The sequence below is a fragment of the Agrobacterium sp. A3-95 genome (assembly GCF_053521785.1).
The window spans coordinates 14,075-31,135 of the sequence record NZ_JBNWDR010000004.1 but is presented as its reverse complement, the minus strand read 5'-3'; the positions used below and the strand labels follow the sequence as shown (position 1 = coordinate 31,135).

At 57.3% G+C, this 17,061-nt stretch carries 27 protein-coding genes; 2 read left to right on the top strand and 25 right to left on the bottom strand.

Translation table 11 applies throughout. From position 1 onward, the window contains the following. Positions 1–292: 292 nt before the first annotated feature. The 25 genes from rplO to rpsL form a co-directional block, all read right to left on the bottom strand. Positions 293–772 carry a 50S ribosomal protein L15 gene (rplO, locus tag ACQZ5Y_RS12425; protein ID WP_003516125.1) on the bottom strand — a complete coding sequence of 160 codons (480 nt, stop codon included), beginning with the start codon at positions 770–772 and terminating at the stop codon, positions 293–295. Positions 773–788: 16 nt separating this feature from the next. Further along, positions 789–995, bottom strand: coding sequence for a 50S ribosomal protein L30 (gene rpmD / locus ACQZ5Y_RS12420; protein WP_003495212.1), 207 nt, complete (start codon positions 993–995; stop codon positions 789–791). An 11-nt stretch (positions 996–1,006) separates the two neighbouring features. After that, a complete protein-coding gene (gene rpsE, locus ACQZ5Y_RS12415) occupies positions 1,007–1,576 on the bottom strand; it encodes a 30S ribosomal protein S5 (protein WP_003516126.1) in 570 nt (189 codons plus the stop codon). Between the two features lie 218 nt (positions 1,577–1,794). Then, positions 1,795–2,157, bottom strand: a complete 363-nt coding sequence (rplR, locus tag ACQZ5Y_RS12410) for a 50S ribosomal protein L18 (protein WP_003516127.1) — start codon at positions 2,155–2,157, stop codon at positions 1,795–1,797. Between the two features lie 12 nt (positions 2,158–2,169). Then, positions 2,170–2,703 carry a 50S ribosomal protein L6 gene (gene rplF / locus ACQZ5Y_RS12405; protein WP_003516129.1) on the bottom strand — a complete coding sequence of 178 codons (534 nt, stop codon included), beginning with the start codon at positions 2,701–2,703 and terminating at the stop codon, positions 2,170–2,172. A 43-nt stretch (positions 2,704–2,746) separates the two neighbouring features. Beyond that, entirely contained in the window at positions 2,747–3,145 is a 399-nt protein-coding gene (rpsH, locus tag ACQZ5Y_RS12400; RefSeq protein ID WP_003516131.1) for a 30S ribosomal protein S8, read from the bottom strand. A gap of 12 nt (positions 3,146–3,157) precedes the next feature. Then, positions 3,158–3,463, bottom strand: a complete 306-nt coding sequence (rpsN, locus tag ACQZ5Y_RS12395) for a 30S ribosomal protein S14 (protein ID WP_003495202.1) — start codon at positions 3,461–3,463, stop codon at positions 3,158–3,160. Between the two features lie 33 nt (positions 3,464–3,496). After that, a complete protein-coding gene (gene rplE / locus ACQZ5Y_RS12390; protein ID WP_174049704.1) occupies positions 3,497–4,051 on the bottom strand; it encodes a 50S ribosomal protein L5 in 555 nt (184 codons plus the stop codon). Next, positions 4,044–4,352 carry a 50S ribosomal protein L24 gene (gene rplX, locus ACQZ5Y_RS12385; protein WP_003516133.1) on the bottom strand — a complete coding sequence of 103 codons (309 nt, stop codon included), beginning with the start codon at positions 4,350–4,352 and terminating at the stop codon, positions 4,044–4,046. The genes rplE and rplX overlap by 8 nt, the downstream gene beginning before the upstream one ends. Before the next feature lie 12 nt (positions 4,353–4,364). Next, a complete protein-coding gene (gene rplN, locus ACQZ5Y_RS12380) occupies positions 4,365–4,733 on the bottom strand; it encodes a 50S ribosomal protein L14 (RefSeq protein ID WP_003495199.1) in 369 nt (122 codons plus the stop codon). 234 nt (positions 4,734–4,967) lie between these two features. Continuing rightward, on the bottom strand, positions 4,968–5,204 hold the full coding sequence (rpsQ, locus tag ACQZ5Y_RS12375; protein ID WP_003495195.1) for a 30S ribosomal protein S17: 237 nt from the start codon (positions 5,202–5,204) through the stop codon (positions 4,968–4,970). Between the two features lie 11 nt (positions 5,205–5,215). Beyond that, positions 5,216–5,416, bottom strand: coding sequence for a 50S ribosomal protein L29 (gene rpmC / locus ACQZ5Y_RS12370; RefSeq protein ID WP_003495193.1), 201 nt, complete (start codon positions 5,414–5,416; stop codon positions 5,216–5,218). A 12-nt stretch (positions 5,417–5,428) separates the two neighbouring features. After that, a complete protein-coding gene (gene rplP, locus ACQZ5Y_RS12365; protein ID WP_003516136.1) occupies positions 5,429–5,842 on the bottom strand; it encodes a 50S ribosomal protein L16 in 414 nt (137 codons plus the stop codon). Positions 5,843–5,880: 38 nt separating this feature from the next. Continuing rightward, entirely contained in the window at positions 5,881–6,612 is a 732-nt protein-coding gene (rpsC, locus tag ACQZ5Y_RS12360; protein WP_003516138.1) for a 30S ribosomal protein S3, read from the bottom strand. After that, positions 6,612–7,001 (bottom strand): 50S ribosomal protein L22, encoded by a 390-nt coding sequence (gene rplV, locus ACQZ5Y_RS12355; RefSeq protein ID WP_003495184.1) that lies wholly within the window; start codon positions 6,999–7,001, stop codon positions 6,612–6,614. Before rplV ends, rpsC begins: the two co-directional genes overlap by 1 nt. A gap of 2 nt (positions 7,002–7,003) precedes the next feature. Continuing rightward, entirely contained in the window at positions 7,004–7,282 is a 279-nt protein-coding gene (gene rpsS, locus ACQZ5Y_RS12350; protein ID WP_003507772.1) for a 30S ribosomal protein S19, read from the bottom strand. A gap of 15 nt (positions 7,283–7,297) precedes the next feature. Then, positions 7,298–8,134: a 50S ribosomal protein L2 gene (rplB, locus tag ACQZ5Y_RS12345; protein WP_003516146.1), complete on the bottom strand. Its 837-nt coding sequence runs from the start codon at positions 8,132–8,134 to the stop codon at positions 7,298–7,300. A 43-nt stretch (positions 8,135–8,177) separates the two neighbouring features. Further along, positions 8,178–8,471, bottom strand: a complete 294-nt coding sequence (locus ACQZ5Y_RS12340; protein WP_003495178.1) for a 50S ribosomal protein L23 — start codon at positions 8,469–8,471, stop codon at positions 8,178–8,180. Continuing rightward, entirely contained in the window at positions 8,468–9,088 is a 621-nt protein-coding gene (gene rplD, locus ACQZ5Y_RS12335) for a 50S ribosomal protein L4 (protein WP_003516147.1), read from the bottom strand. Before rplD ends, ACQZ5Y_RS12340 begins: the two co-directional genes overlap by 4 nt. Positions 9,089–9,100: 12 nt before the next feature. Beyond that, positions 9,101–9,742, bottom strand: a complete 642-nt coding sequence (rplC, locus tag ACQZ5Y_RS12330; RefSeq protein WP_003516149.1) for a 50S ribosomal protein L3 — start codon at positions 9,740–9,742, stop codon at positions 9,101–9,103. Positions 9,743–9,908: 166 nt separating this feature from the next. Next, positions 9,909–10,217, bottom strand: a complete 309-nt coding sequence (gene rpsJ / locus ACQZ5Y_RS12325) for a 30S ribosomal protein S10 (RefSeq protein WP_003507767.1) — start codon at positions 10,215–10,217, stop codon at positions 9,909–9,911. A 313-nt stretch (positions 10,218–10,530) separates the two neighbouring features. Then, the gene (tuf, locus tag ACQZ5Y_RS12320; protein WP_013636434.1) at positions 10,531–11,706 is read right to left on the bottom strand and encodes an elongation factor Tu; all 1,176 of its coding nucleotides are present in this window, start codon (positions 11,704–11,706) and stop codon (positions 10,531–10,533) included. A 66-nt stretch (positions 11,707–11,772) separates the two neighbouring features. After that, on the bottom strand, positions 11,773–13,872 hold the full coding sequence (gene fusA / locus ACQZ5Y_RS12315; protein WP_003519335.1) for an elongation factor G: 2,100 nt from the start codon (positions 13,870–13,872) through the stop codon (positions 11,773–11,775). Positions 13,873–13,906: 34 nt separating this feature from the next. Continuing rightward, entirely contained in the window at positions 13,907–14,377 is a 471-nt protein-coding gene (rpsG, locus tag ACQZ5Y_RS12310) for a 30S ribosomal protein S7 (RefSeq protein ID WP_003507761.1), read from the bottom strand. 77 nt (positions 14,378–14,454) lie between these two features. After that, the gene (rpsL, locus tag ACQZ5Y_RS12305) at positions 14,455–14,826 is read right to left on the bottom strand and encodes a 30S ribosomal protein S12 (RefSeq protein ID WP_003507760.1); all 372 of its coding nucleotides are present in this window, start codon (positions 14,824–14,826) and stop codon (positions 14,455–14,457) included. A 530-nt stretch (positions 14,827–15,356) separates the two neighbouring features. Here rpsL and ACQZ5Y_RS12300 point away from each other — a divergent pair. Together ACQZ5Y_RS12300 and ACQZ5Y_RS12295 are read left to right on the top strand one after the other, a co-directional pair. Continuing rightward, entirely contained in the window at positions 15,357–15,650 is a 294-nt protein-coding gene (locus tag ACQZ5Y_RS12300; RefSeq protein WP_003519341.1) for a hypothetical protein, read from the top strand. Between the two features lie 264 nt (positions 15,651–15,914). After that, positions 15,915–17,039: a helix-turn-helix transcriptional regulator gene (locus ACQZ5Y_RS12295; protein WP_174049706.1), complete on the top strand. Its 1,125-nt coding sequence runs from the start codon at positions 15,915–15,917 to the stop codon at positions 17,037–17,039. Positions 17,040–17,061 lie beyond the last annotated feature (22 nt).

Genomic DNA, 17,061 nt, shown 5'->3' with positions numbered 1-17,061 from the left:
AATGCGGAAAGGTCTAAAAATACCGGTTCAAAAACGGGCTTCGGACGAACACGGCGTTGCGCCGCCATCATGCCTCACCCTGTTTTTTTATGTCCTATCCCCTCCCTCAAGGAAGTTCAAGAACTGTGAGGCTCTCCCTGCGGCACTTTATGCCGCATGTGGCGCGCATAACAGCTGCACCGCGAAGAGTTTGCCATGATGCCACAATAAATCGATTTAAATCGAGAGCACCATAAGCCAGGGAGCGCAAACGCCCGGAGCGACTATGCCCCGGGCGTCTGAAGTCTATATATTACTCGGAAGCTTCAGCTGCAACTGCGAGAAGCTTGATAGAGCTGCCAGCCTTCTCAATCTTTTCGAGTGCAGGCTTGGAAGCGCCGGCAACTTCAAAAGCAACCTTGCTCGTCAGTTCGCCGTCAGCGAGAATGCGAACGCCGTCCTTGGTGCGACGGATAACGCCAGCAGCCTTGAGAGCAGCAGCATCGATCGTTGCGGAAGCGTCGAGCTTCTTGGCGTCGATGGCGGTCTGAATGCGGCCGAGCGATACAACAGCAAATTCGGAAGCGAAAATGTTGTTGAAACCGCGCTTCGGAAGACGACGGTAGATTGGCATCTGACCGCCTTCAAAACCGTTGATGGCGACGCCCGAACGAGCCTTCTGACCCTTCACACCGCGACCACCGGTCTTGCCCTTGCCGGAACCGATACCGCGACCTACGCGGATACGGTCCTTGGTGGAGCCTTCGTTGTCTCTAATTTCATTGAGTTTCATGATAGGTTACTCCGTCTCACTTCTCGTCAACGACGCGAACGAGATGCTGGACCGCACGGATCATGCCGCGAACCGCAGGAGTATCTTCCAGGGTGCGCTGACGGTGCATCTTGTTGAGACCCAGACCGACCAGCGTCTGACGCTGGATTGCCGGGCGGCGGATAGGGCTGCCGATCTGTTCGACCGTAACAGTCTTTTTGGCTTCAGTAGTCTTCTTGGCCATGATCCAGCTCCTTATTCTTCAGAAGCGTTGCCGGAAGCGGCACGACGAGACTGAAGGGTCGCATACTTGAGACCACGCTGTGCAGCGATGTCCTTAGGATGAACCTGATGCTTCAGAGCGTCGAACGTTGCGCGAACCATGTTGTACGGGTTCGAAGAACCGGTCGACTTGGCAACAACGTCATGAACGCCCAGCGTTTCGAAAACAGCGCGCATCGGACCACCGGCGATGATACCGGTACCGGCCTTGGCCGAACGCAGCAGAACCTTGCCTGCGCCGTGACGGCCATTGACGTCGTGATGCAGCGTGCGGCCATCGCGCAGCGGAACGAAGATCAGATCGCGCTTTGCGCTCTCGGTTGCCTTACGGATGGCTTCCGGAACTTCGCGAGCCTTGCCGTGACCGAAGCCAACGCGGCCCTTCTGGTCGCCGACGACGACGAGAGCGGCGAAGCCAAAGCGACGGCCACCCTTAACAACCTTTGCAACGCGGTTGATCGCGACCAGCTTGTCGACGAATTCGCTATCGCGTTCTTCACGGTTCTGGCGGTCGTCGCGAGAACCTCTTTTTTCCTGTGCCATTGTCCTTGTCCTTTTTCTTTTACGGGTGGAACGGCAAACGAAAAGACCACCGGCCTCGATGAAGAGACCCGCATGGTCCGGTGAAATTCCGCCCGGATCGTTGTCAGGGCGGAAACTGCAGCGCCGCGTGTCGAAACCGACACGCAAAGGACGCTGCAGGATCTTGAGTGGTGCGTGACCCTTTCTCTCGATTGCGAACAATCGAAAGGGTCAAGCACTCAGAAGTTCAGACCGCCTTCGCGGGCAGCTTCTGCCACAGCCTTGATACGGCCGTGATAGATGAATGCGCCACGGTCGAATACGACATCCTTGACGCCAGCCTTGACGCCACGCTCTGCAACCAGCTTGCCTACGACAGCTGCTGCTGCAACGTCGGCGCCGGTCTTGAGCGAGCCGCGCAGATCGGCTTCGAGCGTGGAGGCAGACGCAAGCGTCTTGCCAGCAACGTCATCGATGATCTGAGCGTAGATGTTCTTCGACGAGCGATGAACCGACAGGCGCGGGCGGCCATTGGCAACCGCCTTGATCTGGCGGCGCACACGGCTCGCGCGACGTGCAAGTGCTTCTTTCCTGCTAGCCATTTCGCGTGATCCTTACTTCTTCTTGCCTTCTTTGCGGACGATACGCTCTTCAGCGTACTTCACGCCCTTGCCCTTGTAGGGCTCGGGACCACGGTATTCGCGGATTTCCGCGGCAACCTGGCCAACCTGCTGCTTGTTGATACCGGAAACGATGATTTCCGTCGGCTTCGGAACGGCAATGGTGATGCCGACCGGAGGCTCGTAAACAACATCATGGCTGAAACCGAGAGCCAGCTGCAGGTTCTTGCCCTGCAGGGCGGCACGGTAACCGACGCCGTTGATTTCGAGCTTGCGTTCGTAGCCGTCCTTAACACCCTTGAAGATGTTCTCGATCATCGTGCGGGACATGCCCCACTTCGAACGAGCTTCCTTGGTGTTGTTGGCCGGCGTTACGGAAACGCCATTATCTTCGAGTTTCAGCTGGATGTCGTCATTAGCGACGAAAAACAGTTCACCCTTCGGGCCCTTAGCAGTGACCTTCTGGCCGTCGACATTGGCCGTAACACCTGCTGGAACCTGAACGGGCTTTTTACCGATACGAGACATTGTTCAATCCTGTCTGTTCGTTATGGAGATCCGTGCTCGGGTCTTAGAAGACCGAGCAAAGAACCTCGCCACCAACGTTCTGTTCGCGAGCTTGGTGATCGGCCATCACGCCCTTCGGGGTCGAAAGGATAGTGATGCCGAGGCCGTTCGCGACCTGCGGAATGGACTTAACCGAGACATAAACTCGGCGGCCCGGCTTGGAAACGCGGCCGATCTCACGGATCACGGACGCGCCTTCGTAGTACTTCAGTTCGATCGTGAATTCGGCCTTGCCGTTTTCGAAATCGACCTTGGAATAACCGCGAATGTAGCCTTCAGCCTGCAGCACGTCGAGAACGCGTGCGCGGAGGCTGGAAGCAGGCGTGCTTACCGAAGACTTACGGCGAGCAGCACCATTGCGGATGCGGGTGAGCATATCACCCAAAGGATCAGTCATGGTCATGTGCCCGTCTCCTTACCAGCTCGACTTGACAATGCCCGGCACCTTGCCGGAATTGCCCAGCTCACGAAGCGCGATACGCGACATCTTGAGTTTGCGATAGAACGCGCGCGGACGGCCCGTTACTTCGCAGCGGTTGCGGATACGCGTCTTCGAGCCGTCACGCGGCAGCGAAGCGAGCTTCAGAGTGGCCTTGAACCGGTCTTCGATCGGAAGGGACTGGTTCATCACGATCGCCTTCAGTGCAGCCCGCTTGGTGGCCTGCTGGGCGACCGACTTGCGGCGGCGCTTGTTCTTTTCAACTGCGCTTGTTTTCGCCATATCGGAGTTCCTTTTCTACGCTCGTCGTTACGGTTAGTGACGGAACGGGAAGTTGAACTCTGTAAGCAGAGCCCGTGCTTCGTCGTCCGACGTCGCCGTCGTGCAAACGATGATGTCCATGCCCCACATCTGATCAACCTTATCGTAGTTGATCTCAGGGAACACAATGTGTTCCTTGATGCCCATGGCGAAGTTGCCACGGCCGTCAAAGCTCTTCGGGTTCAGACCCCGGAAGTCGCGAACGCGCGGCAGCGCGATGTTGACCAGGCGATCAAGGAATTCATACATGCGGGCGCCACGAAGGGTAACCTTCGCACCGATCGGCATGCCTTCGCGAACCTTGAAACCAGCGATCGAGTTGCGAGCGCGGGTAACTACCGGCTTCTGGCCCGCAATCGCAGCCAGGTCACCGGCAGCAATGCTTGGCTTCTTGGAGTCGGCAGTTGCCTCGCCAACACCCATGTTGATCACGATCTTTTCAAGCTTCGGGATCATCATCACGTTGGCGTAGGAGAACTTCTCCTGCATGGCGCCACGGATACGGGAAACGTACTCCGTCTTGAGACGCGGCTCGTACTTATCAGCCATCGATCACTTCTCCCGAACGCTTGGCCACGCGGACCTTCTTGCCGTCTACAACAGTAAAGCCAACGCGTGTCGGCTTGCCATCCTTATCGACGATGGCAATGTTGGAGATGTGCAAGGACGCTTCCTTGTTGATGATGCCAGCTTCCTGAGCCTGGGTCTGGCGCTGGTGACGCTTCACCATGTTAACGCCACGCACAACGGCCCGATCTTCCTTCGGCAAAACCTGGATTACTTCGCCGGTACGGCCCTTGTCCTTACCGGTCAATACGACAACGTTGTCGCCTTTACGAATTTTCTGCATCGCATACGCTCCTTACAGTACTTCCGGAGCCAGCGAGATGATCTTCATGTGGTTCTTGGCGCGAAGTTCGCGCGGAACCGGTCCGAAGATACGGGTGCCGATGGGCTCTTTCTTGTTGTCGATAAGAACGGCTGCGTTGTTATCGAAACGGATGACGCTGCCGTCAGCGCGACGGATGTCCTTGGCGGTGCGAACGACAACCGCCTTCATCACATCGCCCTTCTTGACGCGGCCGCGCGGAATAGCTTCCTTGATGGAAACGACAATAATGTCGCCAACAGAAGCATATTTGCGCTTCGAGCCGCCCAGCACCTTGATGCACATGACACGACGTGCGCCGGAATTATCCGCCACGTCGAGGTTTGTTTGCATCTGAATCATGTCAGGTCGCCTTCTTGTTGTTACCAGAACGGTTGGGCAAACTCTCCCGAGTGAGCCCCCTGCCCCAGCTTATGAATGTCTCTTTTTTTGCGCGGAAATGTCGTGACAGGGTGGTTTCCCGAAGGACCTTCCGTGCGCATCAAAGCAAAAGACGCTCGATTCACGAGCGTCCTTGCGGTGCTTCATACAGTATTTCGCGCCAAGTACAAGAGACCTGGCGCGATTCTGATGAAATTAAGCCTGGGCGGAAACGACCGTCCAGCGCTTGTCCTTGGAGATCGGTGCGCATTCCTCGATGGAAACGACATCGCCGACCTTATACTGATTGTTTTCGTCGTGTGCCTTGTACTTCTTCGAACGGCGAACGGTCTTCTGGAGCAGCGGGTGAGCGAATCGGCGCTCAACCCGGACTACAACAGTCTTCTCGTTCTTGTCGGACACTACGACGCCCTGCAGAATGCGTTTCGGCATATTATTTTTCCTTAGGCCTTGGCTTCTGCCGCCTTCTGGCGGGCAATGGTTTTAACGCGGGCGATGTCCTTGCGGACTTCGTTGATGCGCGAGGACTTCTCCAGCTGGCCAGTCGCCTTCTGGAAGCGCAGGTTGAACTGCTCCTTCTTCAGATCGGCGAGCTTGTCCTTGAGCTGGTCGGCGCTGAGGCCGCGAACTTCATCGGCTTTCATGTGCCTTGCTCCTTACTCTGCGATGCGCTGTACGAAGCGCGTCTTGACCGAGAGCTTGGCAGCGCCGAGACGAAGCGCCTCGCGGGCGATCTCCTCGGACACACCGTCGATCTCGAACATCATACGACCGGGCTTGACCTTGCATGCCCAGTATTCGACCGAACCCTTGCCCTTACCCATACGAACTTCGGTCGGCTTTGCCGTTACCGGAACGTCTGGGAATACGCGGATCCACACACGACCTGCGCGCTTCATGTAACGCGTGATCGCGCGGCGGGCCGCTTCGATCTCGCGTGCGTTCACGCGGTTCGGTTCCTGCGACTTCAAGCCGAATTCACCGAATGCCAGGTCAAAGCCGCCCTTGGCGACGCCCTTGATGCGTCCCTTGAACTGCTTGCGGTACTTAGTACGCTTTGGCTGCAACATTTTCTTACTTCTCCGAGCTTATCTTTCGCCAGCGTCAATCAAGCGTTTTCGCGACGACGATCGGGACGATCGCCACGCTCACGGCTTGCAGGGCCCTGAGCATCGCCTTCGAGACCACGACGCTCAGAAGCCATCGGATCGTGCTCAAGGATTTCGCCCTTGAAGATCCAGACCTTGATGCCGCAGATGCCGAACGCGGTTTCCGCTTCAGCTGTGCCGTAGTCGATGTCCGCACGCAGCGTGTGCAGCGGAACGCGTCCTTCGCGGTACCATTCGGTACGAGCGATTTCGGCGCCACCGAGACGGCCACCGCAGGTGATCTTGATGCCTTCGGCGCCAAGACGCATTGCGGACTGAACCGAACGCTTCATCGCACGGCGGAAAGCCACGCGGCGCTCGAGCTGCTGGGCGATCGACTGGGCGACGAGAGTCGCGTCGATTTCCGGCTTGCGCACTTCAACGATGTTGAGGTGCGTTTCGGAGTTGGTCATCTCGGAAAGCTTCTTGCGAAGCTTCTCGATGTCCGCGCCCTTCTTGCCGATGATGAGACCCGGACGAGCCGAATGGATCGTAACGCGGCACTTCTTGTGCGGACGCTCGATGACCACCTTGGCGATACCGGCCTGCTTGAGTTCCTTGATCAGGTAAGCCCGGATCTTCAGGTCTTCATGCAGCAGCTTGCCGTATTCAGCGGTGTCAGCGTACCAGCGGCTATCCCAGGTACGGTTGATGCCGAGGCGGAAGCCGATCGGATTGATTTTCTGACCCATTATGCGGCCTCCCCTTTTTCCTCAACTTCACGAACAACGATCGTGAGGTGAGAGAACGGCTTTTCAATGCGGGATGCACGACCACGGCCACGAGCGTGGAAACGCTTCATGGTGATGGACTTGCCAACATAGGCCTCGGCGACGACGAGAGCGTCGACGTCGAGGTCATGGTTGTTTTCCGCATTGGCAATCGCAGATTCGAGCGTCTTCTTGACGGTCCCTGCGATGCGCTTGCGGGAGAATTCGAGCTCGGCGAGAGCGCGATCAACCTTCTTGCCACGGATAAGAGCGGCAACCAGGTTCAGTTTCTGGGGGCTGACGCGGAGCGTACGGGCAATGGCCTGAGCCTCATTGTCCTTCAGCCGGCGTTCGGTCTTAGCCTTCGCCATGATTACTTCCTCTTTGCCTTCTTGTCCGCGCCGTGACCGTAATAGGTACGGGTCGGAGAGAATTCACCGAACTTGTGTCCGACCATGTCTTCATTGACAGAGACGGGCACATGCTTGCTGCCGTTGTAGACGCCAAACGTCAATCCGACGAACTGCGGCAGGATCGTGGAGCGACGGCTCCAGATCTTGATTACTTCATTGCGTCCGCTTTCGCGCACCTTCTCAGCCTTAGTGAGAAGATAGCCGTCAACAAACGGACCTTTCCAAACTGAACGAGCCACTTGAGACTTCTCCTCTTACTTCTTGCGCTGATGGCGCGAACGCATGATGAACTTGTCGGTCGACTTGTTCGAACGGGTGCGCTTGCCCTTCGTGGGTTTACCCCACGGAGTAACCGGGTGACGACCACCCGACGTGCGACCTTCACCACCACCGTGCGGGTGGTCGACCGGGTTCATGACGACGCCGCGAACGTGCGGACGCTTGCCACGCCAACGCGAACGACCGGCCTTGCCGTCGTTAGTGTTGCCGTGATCGGAGTTCGAAACTGCGCCGATCGATGCGAGGCAGGAGCCGTGCACCAGACGCTGTTCGCCCGAGTTGAGACGCAGGATAGCCATACCGGCATCGCGGCCGACGAGCTGGACGTACGTACCGGCGGAGCGGGCAATCTGACCGCCTTTACCTGGCTTCATCTCGACGTTGTGGATGATCGAACCGACCGGAATGTACTGAAGCGGCATGGTGTTGCCGGGCTTCACGTCCACTGCCTTGTCGGAGGCGATCACCTTGTCACCGGCAGCGAGACGCTGTGGCGCGAGAATGTAAGCCTGTTCGCCGTCGGTATACGTAACCAGCGCGATGAACGCGGTGCGGTTGGGGTCGTATTCCAAACGTTCAACGGTGCCTTCAACGTCAAACTTGCGACGCTTGAAGTCCACCAGACGGTAGGTCCGCTTGTGACCACCACCCTGGAACCGGACGGTGATCCGGCCCTGGTTGTTGCGGCCACCCTTGGAGCTGAGGCCCTGGGTGAGAGCCTTTACCGGCTTGCCCTTGTAGAGCGAAGCGCGGTCCACGATAACCAGCTGACGCTGGCTTGGCGTGGTCGGATTGAAACTTTTCAATGCCATATTCTTGTTCCCTTTTGGGTCTTTGCCCGCTTGGGCCTAACCTTTAGAGTCCGGTGGACACGTCGATGGATTGACCTTCGGCGAGCGTAACGACGGCTTTCTTGACGTCTTTCAGCTTACCGGCGAACCCACGGAAACGACGGGTCTTACCCTTGCGGATAAGCGTGTTCACAGCCGTGACTTTGACGCCGAAGAGAGCTTCCACGGCAGCCTTGATTTCAGGCTTGGAAGCGCTTTTGGCGACGTTGAATACGACCTGGTTCTGTTCGGATACCAGCGTCGACTTTTCCGTGATCGAAGGAGATACGATCACATCGTAGTGGCGAAGATCCGTCATTTGAACCGCTCCTCCAGAGCCTCTACAGCAGCCTTGGAAAGCACGAGCTTACCACGACGCAGGATGTCGTAAACATTGATGCCCTGAACCGGCAGAACGTCCACATTCGGGATGTTCTGAGCTGCGAGCTTGAAGTTGCCATCAAGTTCTGCGCCACCGATAACGAGAGCGTTGGTCAGGCCAAGCGAAGCGAAGCTGCCCAGCAGAGCCTTGGTCTTTGCTTCGGACGCGACGAGCTGATCGACGATGATCAGATCTTCAGCCTTCAGCTTTGCAGACAGGGCGTGACGCAGAGCAAGCGCGCGAACCTTCTTGGGAAGGTCGTGTGCGTGGCTGCGAACGACCGGGCCGTGGGCCTTGCCGCCGCCGCGGAACTGCGGTGCGCGAGCCGAATGGTGACGAGCGCGGCCCGTACCCTTCTGCTTGTACATCTTCGCACCAGTACGGGAAACTTCCGCACGGGTCTTGGTCTTGTGCGTTCCCTGCTGCTTCTTTGCAAGCTGCCAGCGAACCATACGGGCCAGGATATCCTGACGGGGATCGAGGCCGAAAATCTCGTCCGACAGAGAAACCTTGCCGGCGTCTTTTCCCTCGAGGGTCTTGACGTTCAATTCCATGATAAGGCTCCCTTACTTCGCGGCCGACTTGACGGCGTCGCGGACGATGATCCAGGCGCCCTTGGAACCGGGAACTGCACCCTTAACGAGGATCAGGCCACGGTCTTCATCGGTCGAAACGACTTCGAGGTTCTGGGTCGTAACGCGCGTCTGGCCCATATGACCAGCCATGCGCTTGCCCTTCCACACGCGGCCCGGATCCTGGTTGTTACCAGTCGAACCGTGCGCACGGTGCGATACGGAGTTACCGTGCGAAGCGCGACCACCACCGAAGTTGTGACGCTTCATAGCACCGGCAAAACCCTTACCGATCGTGGTTCCCGTTACGTCGACCAGCTGGCCGGCCTGAAAATGAGTTGCGGTCAGTGTTGCACCGATATCGATCAGGTTCTCGGGGGAAACCCGGAACTCGACGAGCTTTGCTTTCGGTTCGACATTGGCAGCGGCAAAATGACCGCGAAGCGCCTTCGTCGTGTTTTTGACCTTGGACTGGCCGGCACCGAGCTGAACTGCGGTGTAGCCATTCTTGTCTTCCGTGCGCTGGGAAACGACTTGTACGTTATCCATCCGCAATACTGTTACTGGAATATGTTCACCAGCGTCGTTGTAGACGCGGGTCATACCCACTTTCTGTGCAATCACACCTGAACGCATTGGTTCATCCTCTTGCGAGCCTTGAAGGGAAAACCCTTTTTGGCCTTTGTTAAGGAGTGCCCTTCGACATCTCACGATGTTTCCGGTCTCCGGATTGGAAGCCGTTGGATTTCTCCACGTACCTTCCTTGTTATATGGCCCTCACTTGGATGAGGTCAGGCCAGTCTTAGAGCTTGATTTCCACGTCAACGCCGGCAGCCAGGTCAAGCTTCATCAGAGCATCGACGGTCTGCGGGGTGGGGTCAACGATATCGAGAAGACGCTTGTGCGTCCGCATTTCGAACTGTTCACGGCTCTTCTTATCAACGTGAGGAGACCGGTTGACGGTAAACTTTTCGATGCGGGTTGGGAGCGGAACCGGGCCGCGAACGCTGGCGCCGGTGCGCTTTGCGGTCGACACGATTTCACGGGTAGAGGCATCGAGGATCCGGTGATCGAACGCCTTGAGGCGGATACGGATATTCTGGCCGTTCATTCGTCTTGTCCTTGTTCTTTGTTATTCGTTTCCGCACGCGGAAACACATGAACTTCTATTGATCGTGGCGCCGCAGATTTTCAAAAATCGAGAGGGATGCGCGTCGCACCCCAATCATTTCAGTAGTCTGTATTGCTAAAACACCGCGCTCCGCAATTGCTTGCGAATCCAGCGGGTGAGTGTGAATGCGCGTTTACGCGCTTTCACCGAATTTTTCAAGCACTAAAAATGCAACGCCGCCAGGCTTTTTTACTAAAAGCCCGGCGGCGGTGTGGGTAACACCGCCGCCGGTCTGAATTTCAACGTCGTGAAATTACTCGACGATAGAAGCGACGATGCCGGCGCCGACGGTACGGCCGCCTTCGCGGATAGCGAAGCGCAGCTTTTCTTCCATCGCGATCGGAACGATAAGCTCGACTTCAACAGTCACGTTGTCGCCAGGCATAACCATTTCCGTGCCTTCTGGAAGCGAAACGATACCGGTAACGTCAGTCGTACGGAAGTAGAACTGCGGACGGTAGTTCGTGAAGAACGGCGTATGACGGCCGCCTTCTTCCTTCGTCAGGATGTAGGCTTCTGCCATGAACTTCTTGTGCGGCTTGACCGAACCCGGCTTGCACAGGATCTGACCACGCTCAACGCCGTCACGGGTAACGCCGCGAACCAGAGCACCGATGTTATCGCCAGCCTGGCCCTGGTCGAGCAGCTTGCGGAACATTTCAACGCCGGTAACCGTCGTCTTCGACGTCGGACGAATGCCGACGATTTCGACTTCTTCACCAACCTTGACGATACCGCGCTCAACGCGACCCGTCACAACCGTACCACGGCCAGAGATCGAGAACACGTCTTCGATCGGCATCAGGAACGGCTGGTCGATCGGACGCTCAGGCGTCGGGATGTAGGCGTCAACAGCAGCCATCAGCTCGCGGATTGCGTCTTCACCGATCTTCTTGTCGGAATCTTCAAGAGCAGCAAGTGCCGAACCCTTGACGATCGGGATATCGTCGCCCGGGAAGTCGTAGGACGACAGAAGTTCGCGAACTTCCAGTTCGACGAGCTCGAGAAGCTCGGCGTCGTCAACCTGGTCGACCTTGTTGAGGAACACGACGATCGCCGGAACGCCAACCTGGCGAGCAAGCAGGATGTGCTCGCGCGTCTGCGGCATCGGGCCGTCAGCTGCAGAGCAAACCAGGATCGCGCCGTCCATCTGGGCAGCACCGGTGATCATGTTCTTCACGTAGTCGGCGTGGCCGGGGCAGTCGACGTGTGCGTAGTGACGGTTCGGCGTTTCGTATTCGACGTGCGCCGTCGAGATCGTGATGCCGCGAGCCTTTTCTTCAGGAGCAGCGTCGATCTGGTCGTACGCCTTGAACTCGCCGAAATACTTCGTGATCGCAGCAGTCAACGACGTCTTGCCGTGGTCGACGTGACCGATCGTGCCAATGTTGACGTGCGGCTTATTGCGCTCAAACTTGCTCTTTGCCATTAGTGGCTCTCCATTCTTGTCCCTTGAGGGGAATAATCTTCAAATCTCTGATGGGGCGTACCCCGATCACTTCTGACCGGAGTACTTTGCCTGGATTTCCTGCGCCACGTTCGACGGAACCGGCGAATAGTGATCGAACGTCATCGAGTACTGCGCGCGGCCCTGCGACATGGAGCGCAGGTTGTCGACGTACTTGAACATGTTCGCGAGCGGAACGTGTGCGCTGATCACGATGGTGATGCCACGCGATTCCTGACCCTGGATCTGACCGCGACGCGAGTTCAAATCGCCGATCACGTCACCGACGTAATCTTCAGGGGTAACGACTTCGACCTTCATCATCGGCTCGAGAAGCTGTGCACCAGCCTTCTTTGCTGCTTCACGGAAGCAGGCACGCGATGCGATTTCGAACGCCAGAACCGAGGAGTCGACATCGTGGTATGCGCCGTCGATCAGGGTCGCCTTGACGCCCAGCATCGGGAAGCCAGCGAGCGGACCGGAAGACAGAACGCTTTCGATACCCTTCTGAACGCCCGGGATGTATTCCTTCGGAACAGCACCGCCGACGATCTTGGATTCGAACTTGAATTCTTCGCCTTCAGGGTTCGGTTCGAAGATGATCTTCACGCGAGCAAACTGACCGGTACCACCGGACTGCTTCTTGTGCGTGTAGTCTTCTTCGTGCTGACGCGTGATGGTTTCGCGGTAGGCAACCTGCGGAGCACCGACGGTTGCTTCAACCTTGAACTCGCGACGCATACGGTCAACGAGGATGTCGAGGTGAAGTTCGCCCATGCCTGCGATGATCGTCTGACCGGATTCTTCATCCGTCTTGACGCGGAACGAAGGATCTTCAGCAGCCAGGCGGTTGAGCGCGAGGCCCATCTTTTCCTGGTCGCCCTTGGTCTTCGGCTCGATGGCGATCTGGATGACCGGCTCGGGGAATTCCATGCGCTCGAGGATAACCGGCTTCAGCGGATCGCAGAGCGTATCGCCAGTGGTGGTTTCCTTGAGGCCAGCCAGAGCAACGATGTCGCCGGCAAAGGCTTCTTCGATGTCTTCACGGCTGTTGGAATGCATCTGCAGCATACGGCCGACGCGCTCGCGCTTGTCCTTGACCGTGTTGATGACCGACGTGCCCTTTTCGAGCTTGCCGGAGTAGATGCGGGCGAAGGTCAGCGAACCGACGAAGGGGTCGTTCATGATCTTGAACGCGAGCATGGAAAGCGGCTCGCTGTCATCGGCATGACGCTCGATTTCGGCTTCGGTCTTGAAGTCGATGCCCTTGATCGCGGGAATGTCCAGCGGCGAAGGCAGGTAGTCGACGACGGCGTCGAGAAGCGGCTGAACGCCCTTGTTCTTGAACGCGGTACCGCAGAACATCGGGTGGAACTTCACGTCGATGGTGCCGCGGCGAACGAGCGAACGGATCTTCTCGTTGTCGGGCATGATGCCGTTCAGGTAGTCTTCCATCGCTTCTTCGTCGATCTCGACAACGGTCTCGATCAGCTTTTCGCGATATTCTTCAGCCTTGGCCTTCATGTCTTCAGGAATTTCGACGACGTCCCACTGAGCGCCGAGCGATTCGTCGCGCCAGATGAGTGCGTTCATCTCGATCAGGTCGATAACGCCCTTGAACTCGGTCTCAGCGCCGATCGGCAGCTGCATGACAACGGCGGTAGCGCCGAGACGGGTCTTGATCATTTCTACCGAGCGGTAGAAGTCAGCACCGGTCTTGTCCATCTTGTTGCAGAAGATCATACGCGGAACGTTGTACTTCTCAGCCTGACGCCAGACGGTTTCCGTCTGCGGCTCTACACCGGCGTTGGCGTCGAGAAGAGCGATGGCACCGTCGAGAACGCGCAGCGAACGCTCGACTTCAATGGTGAAGTCAACGTGGCCGGGGGTGTCGATGATGTTGAAACGGCGCATCTTGCCGTCGCGACCCTTCCAGAAGGTCGTGGTCGCAGCGGACGTGATGGTGATACCACGTTCCTGCTCCTGTTCCATCCAGTCCATCGTGGCAGCGCCATCATGAACTTCGCCGATCTTGTGCGACTTACCGGTGTAATAAAGAATACGCTCGGTGGTCGTCGTCTTACCGGCGTCGATATGCGCCATGATACCGAAATTGCGGTAGTCTTCGATTTTATATTCGCGAGCCATAATGGACTGCCTTTCGATATGCGACCGTTTAAGATTACCAGCGGTAATGCGAGAATGCGCGGTTTGCGTCGGCCATCTTGTGCGTGTCTTCACGCTTCTTGACGGCGGAACCGCGGTTGTTCGCAGCGTCCATGAGTTCGCCGGAGAGGCGATCGACCATGGTCGTTTCGTTACGCTTGCGAGCAGCAGTGATCAGCCAGCGGATGGCGAGAGCCTGACGGCGCTCCGGACGAACGTCGACCGGGACCTGATACGTAGCACCGCCAACGCGACGCGAACGCACTTCAACGTGCGGAGCAACGTTGTCGAGGGCGGAGTGGAACACGCCGAGCGGCTCCTGCTTCGTCTTGCCCTGAACGACGTCGAACGCGCCGTAAACGATGCTTTCCGCGACGGACTTCTTGCCGTGAAGCATGATGGCATTCATGAACTTGGTGACGACCAGATCGCCGAACTTCGGGTCCGGGTTGATCTCACGCTTTTCTGCACTATGGCGACGGGACATATTCTTTGTCTCTCAATGTTATTGACGCTAAACCACGCGGAGAACCTCGCGCAGCGCCTGATTGTTGTTGCCGAAAATTACTTCGGACGCTTCGCACCGTACTTCGAACGGCGCTGCTTGCGGTTCTTGACGCCCTGGGTATCGAGAACACCGCGGATGATGTGGTAACGCACACCCGGCAAGTCCTTTACGCGGCCGCCGCGGATCATGACCACGGAGTGTTCCTGAAGGTTGTGACCTTCGCCGGGAATGTAGCCGATGACTTCGAAGCCGTTGGTGAGGCGGATCTTGGCAACCTTACGCAGAGCCGAGTTCGGCTTCTTCGGGGTCGTCGTGTAAACGCGGGTGCAAACACCACGCTTCTGCGGGTTTTCCTGAAGTGCAGGAACCTTGTTGCGCTTTACCTGTGCCTGGCGGGGCTTACGGATCAGCTGGTTTACGGTAGGCATATAACCATCCCTTGCAAAAACTACTTTAGCCACCCTCACGGGTGGCGGCTATGCCGTTTCCGGCGACGAAGCACGCATATATCCTCATGCGCAAAACGTGGCCCGATCCGTTTTCACGGATGGACCACCAAGAGCAGAGGACGCCGGATGAGGCGTCTTGCGTGCAACATTCGTGTCTTCTACGTGCAATGAAGCTTCATTTGAGATGATGTCCGGGAAAAACGTTTCCGAACGGCCAGCACAGATAGAGGCTCCGATGGCGGGCGTACTACTGTTTTAGCCAGCTTTCGTCAAGGGCGAATCCGCATTTTGCGCTGGCACCCGAGGCCACAAAGCCTGCGCACAGGCCCTTTGCCCTCTCCTTCTAACATAAGTCACAGCCGGCAACAGCGATTTTGACCTCCGGCCTTTGGCTTTTCACAAAATCCGTCTATTGATTCCCTCAAGCGGGCCGGAGCTGGCACCGCCGCGCGCAAGACCGATTCCGTCCGGCCCGCATACTCCACAACGACATATCAAGGAACCGCGTCATGACCAACCTCCCCGACAACGACAACGGACGCGACGAGCCGATGGTCTTCATCGTCATCGGCAAGGCTTACGAACACGACAATTCCGAAGGCATCGACATCCACGTCATTCTGCGGGCGCCGGACGACGACACCGCCGTACGCGAAACGCTGAACGCGCTTTCGGAGGAAGGTTTCATCGAAGCCGACCTCGACCAGATCGGCATGCTGACTGAAGTTCCGGACGAAGAGCCGCACGCTTCCGCCTATCAGGGCGCCCTGGAGGGCGAAGTCGCCATCATCCGTTTCGCCTGAGGGACCGCCCTCACCGCGACAAATGCGCCGCCACCGATAAAACGGCACCCGCCCACACCAGGGCGGCTGCCTTCCAGGACTTGATGCCAAGGCCGAAATCTTGCGTGCCAGCCACCTTTTGCTGAGAAATACCTTGTTAATTTTCAATATATTAAGTCACTGATGGATTATATACTTTAAATATAATAGTATTATTTGTATTTCCGTTGAAATATACGAAGATCTAAGATTAAAGTGATCCCGACGCATGATTTTGGTGGCGGGTTGGATAATATATCTTCGGCAGACATTATAGATGACATTTACGAGGCAGCACTTTTTCCCGATCGCTGGGCGAACGTGATAGCCGCAATCGGCCAACGGCTCGATTTCTGGGGCGGCGCGCTCACCTGGGGCAAAGGCGAGGATGAAGCATGGCTCTATCCGCCCAATTTCCAGGAGCTCATGCAAGCCTTCATGAAGGGCGGCTGGAACCACCGCAACGATCGCCTCACACGCGCTGTCCGCGAGGGCCAATTTTCCTTCGTGCATGATTTCGATATCTTTACCCCTGACGAATGGGCGGGGCTACCAATCGTGCGCGATTTCCTGATGCCGCGTGGACTGGGATATGGGGTGGCAACGCAGGTTGCGCCGCCGGATCATCCCGAAATGACTCTCCTGTTCGAACGCAAGCTCGACAGAGGAGTCATTGGTCCGGAAACCATGGCGGCGCTTGGCCGGCTGAGGCCGCATATCGCCCGCAGCCTCACCCTCGCAACAGGTCTGCAACGCCAAAAAGCAGATGCCATCACGCTCGGCCTCAACTCCATCGGTGCGCCGGCGGCGGTGCTCCAGGCAAGCGGACGCGTTCTTTCCACAAACAACCTGTTCGAGGCGACCAAAAAGTGTATTTCCACCCGCGCCCGCGACAGGATCTTGATCTTGGACGAGAGAATAAACCGGCTGCTCTACAAGGCGCTAGCCGGCGGCAGTGTCAGTTCCCTACCCCTGCCGACAAGCGAAGACAGGGTGTGCATCCTTCACGTCATACCGCTGCGCAAGGACGCGCTGGATTTATCCCCTAACGGCAGCGCCATCGTGCTGATATCGCAACCATCGGACACCGTTGCCGACGTCACGCCGCTTCTGAAGGGGTTATACGATCTCACCAAAGGCGAGGCCCGTGTCGCGCTGGAAATCCTGAAGGGCCTTTCACTTCCCTCCGTGGCAAAGCAACTTCAAATCTCGCACGAAACGGTTCGCAGCAACGCCAAGTCTATATATGCAAAGACCGGCAGTACGGGCCAGACCGATCTCGTTCGCCGGCTTTCCGTTTTGACGCGCTACACCATCGGTGAGCAGGAAAGACCCCGAGACGGGACTGGCCATATGAAGGACCAGATCTGACCTTCTAACCCGACCAAAACAA

Coding starts and splice junctions, on each gene's coding strand:
- rplN (WP_003495199.1), bottom strand. CDS start 4,733: ATGATTCAGATGCAAACAAACCTCGACGTGGCGGATAATTCCGGCGCA.
- ACQZ5Y_RS12340 (WP_003495178.1), bottom strand. CDS start 8,471: ATGACGGATCTTCGCCACTACGATGTGATCGTATCTCCTTCGATCACG.
- rplE (WP_174049704.1), bottom strand. CDS start 4,051: ATGGCTGATAAGTACGAGCCGCGTCTCAAGACGGAGTACGTTTCCCGT.
- rplV (WP_003495184.1), bottom strand. CDS start 7,001: ATGGCGAAGGCTAAGACCGAACGCCGGCTGAAGGACAATGAGGCTCAG.
- rpmC (WP_003495193.1), bottom strand. CDS start 5,416: ATGAAAGCCGATGAAGTTCGCGGCCTCAGCGCCGACCAGCTCAAGGAC.
- ACQZ5Y_RS12300 (WP_003519341.1), top strand. CDS start 15,357: ATGACCAACCTCCCCGACAACGACAACGGACGCGACGAGCCGATGGTC.
- rplX (WP_003516133.1), bottom strand. CDS start 4,352: ATGCAGAAAATTCGTAAAGGCGACAACGTTGTCGTATTGACCGGTAAG.
- rpsC (WP_003516138.1), bottom strand. CDS start 6,612: ATGGGTCAGAAAATCAATCCGATCGGCTTCCGCCTCGGCATCAACCGT.
- rpsG (WP_003507761.1), bottom strand. CDS start 14,377: ATGTCCCGTCGCCATAGTGCAGAAAAGCGTGAGATCAACCCGGACCCG.
- rplF (WP_003516129.1), bottom strand. CDS start 2,703: ATGTCTCGTATCGGTAAAAAGCCCGTTCAGGTTCCAGCAGGTGTTACG.
- rpsQ (WP_003495195.1), bottom strand. CDS start 5,204: ATGCCGAAACGCATTCTGCAGGGCGTCGTAGTGTCCGACAAGAACGAG.
- rpmD (WP_003495212.1), bottom strand. CDS start 995: ATGGCCAAGAAGACTACTGAAGCCAAAAAGACTGTTACGGTCGAACAG.
- rpsE (WP_003516126.1), bottom strand. CDS start 1,576: ATGGCACAGGAAAAAAGAGGTTCTCGCGACGACCGCCAGAACCGTGAA.
- tuf (WP_013636434.1), bottom strand. CDS start 11,706: ATGGCAAAGAGCAAGTTTGAGCGCAATAAGCCGCACGTCAACATTGGC.
- rpsH (WP_003516131.1), bottom strand. CDS start 3,145: ATGACCATGACTGATCCTTTGGGTGATATGCTCACCCGCATCCGCAAT.
- rpsJ (WP_003507767.1), bottom strand. CDS start 10,217: ATGAACGGCCAGAATATCCGTATCCGCCTCAAGGCGTTCGATCACCGG.
- rplC (WP_003516149.1), bottom strand. CDS start 9,742: ATGCGTTCAGGTGTGATTGCACAGAAAGTGGGTATGACCCGCGTCTAC.
- rplB (WP_003516146.1), bottom strand. CDS start 8,134: ATGGCATTGAAAAGTTTCAATCCGACCACGCCAAGCCAGCGTCAGCTG.
- rpsL (WP_003507760.1), bottom strand. CDS start 14,826: ATGCCTACCGTAAACCAGCTGATCCGTAAGCCCCGCCAGGCACAGGTA.
- rplO (WP_003516125.1), bottom strand. CDS start 772: ATGAAACTCAATGAAATTAGAGACAACGAAGGCTCCACCAAGGACCGT.
- rplP (WP_003516136.1), bottom strand. CDS start 5,842: ATGTTGCAGCCAAAGCGTACTAAGTACCGCAAGCAGTTCAAGGGACGC.
- rplR (WP_003516127.1), bottom strand. CDS start 2,157: ATGGCTAGCAGGAAAGAAGCACTTGCACGTCGCGCGAGCCGTGTGCGC.
- rpsN (WP_003495202.1), bottom strand. CDS start 3,463: ATGGCGAAAACAAGCGCAGTTGAAAAGAACAAGCGCCGCCGCAAGTCG.
- rplD (WP_003516147.1), bottom strand. CDS start 9,088: ATGGAATTGAACGTCAAGACCCTCGAGGGAAAAGACGCCGGCAAGGTT.
- fusA (WP_003519335.1), bottom strand. CDS start 13,872: ATGGCTCGCGAATATAAAATCGAAGACTACCGCAATTTCGGTATCATG.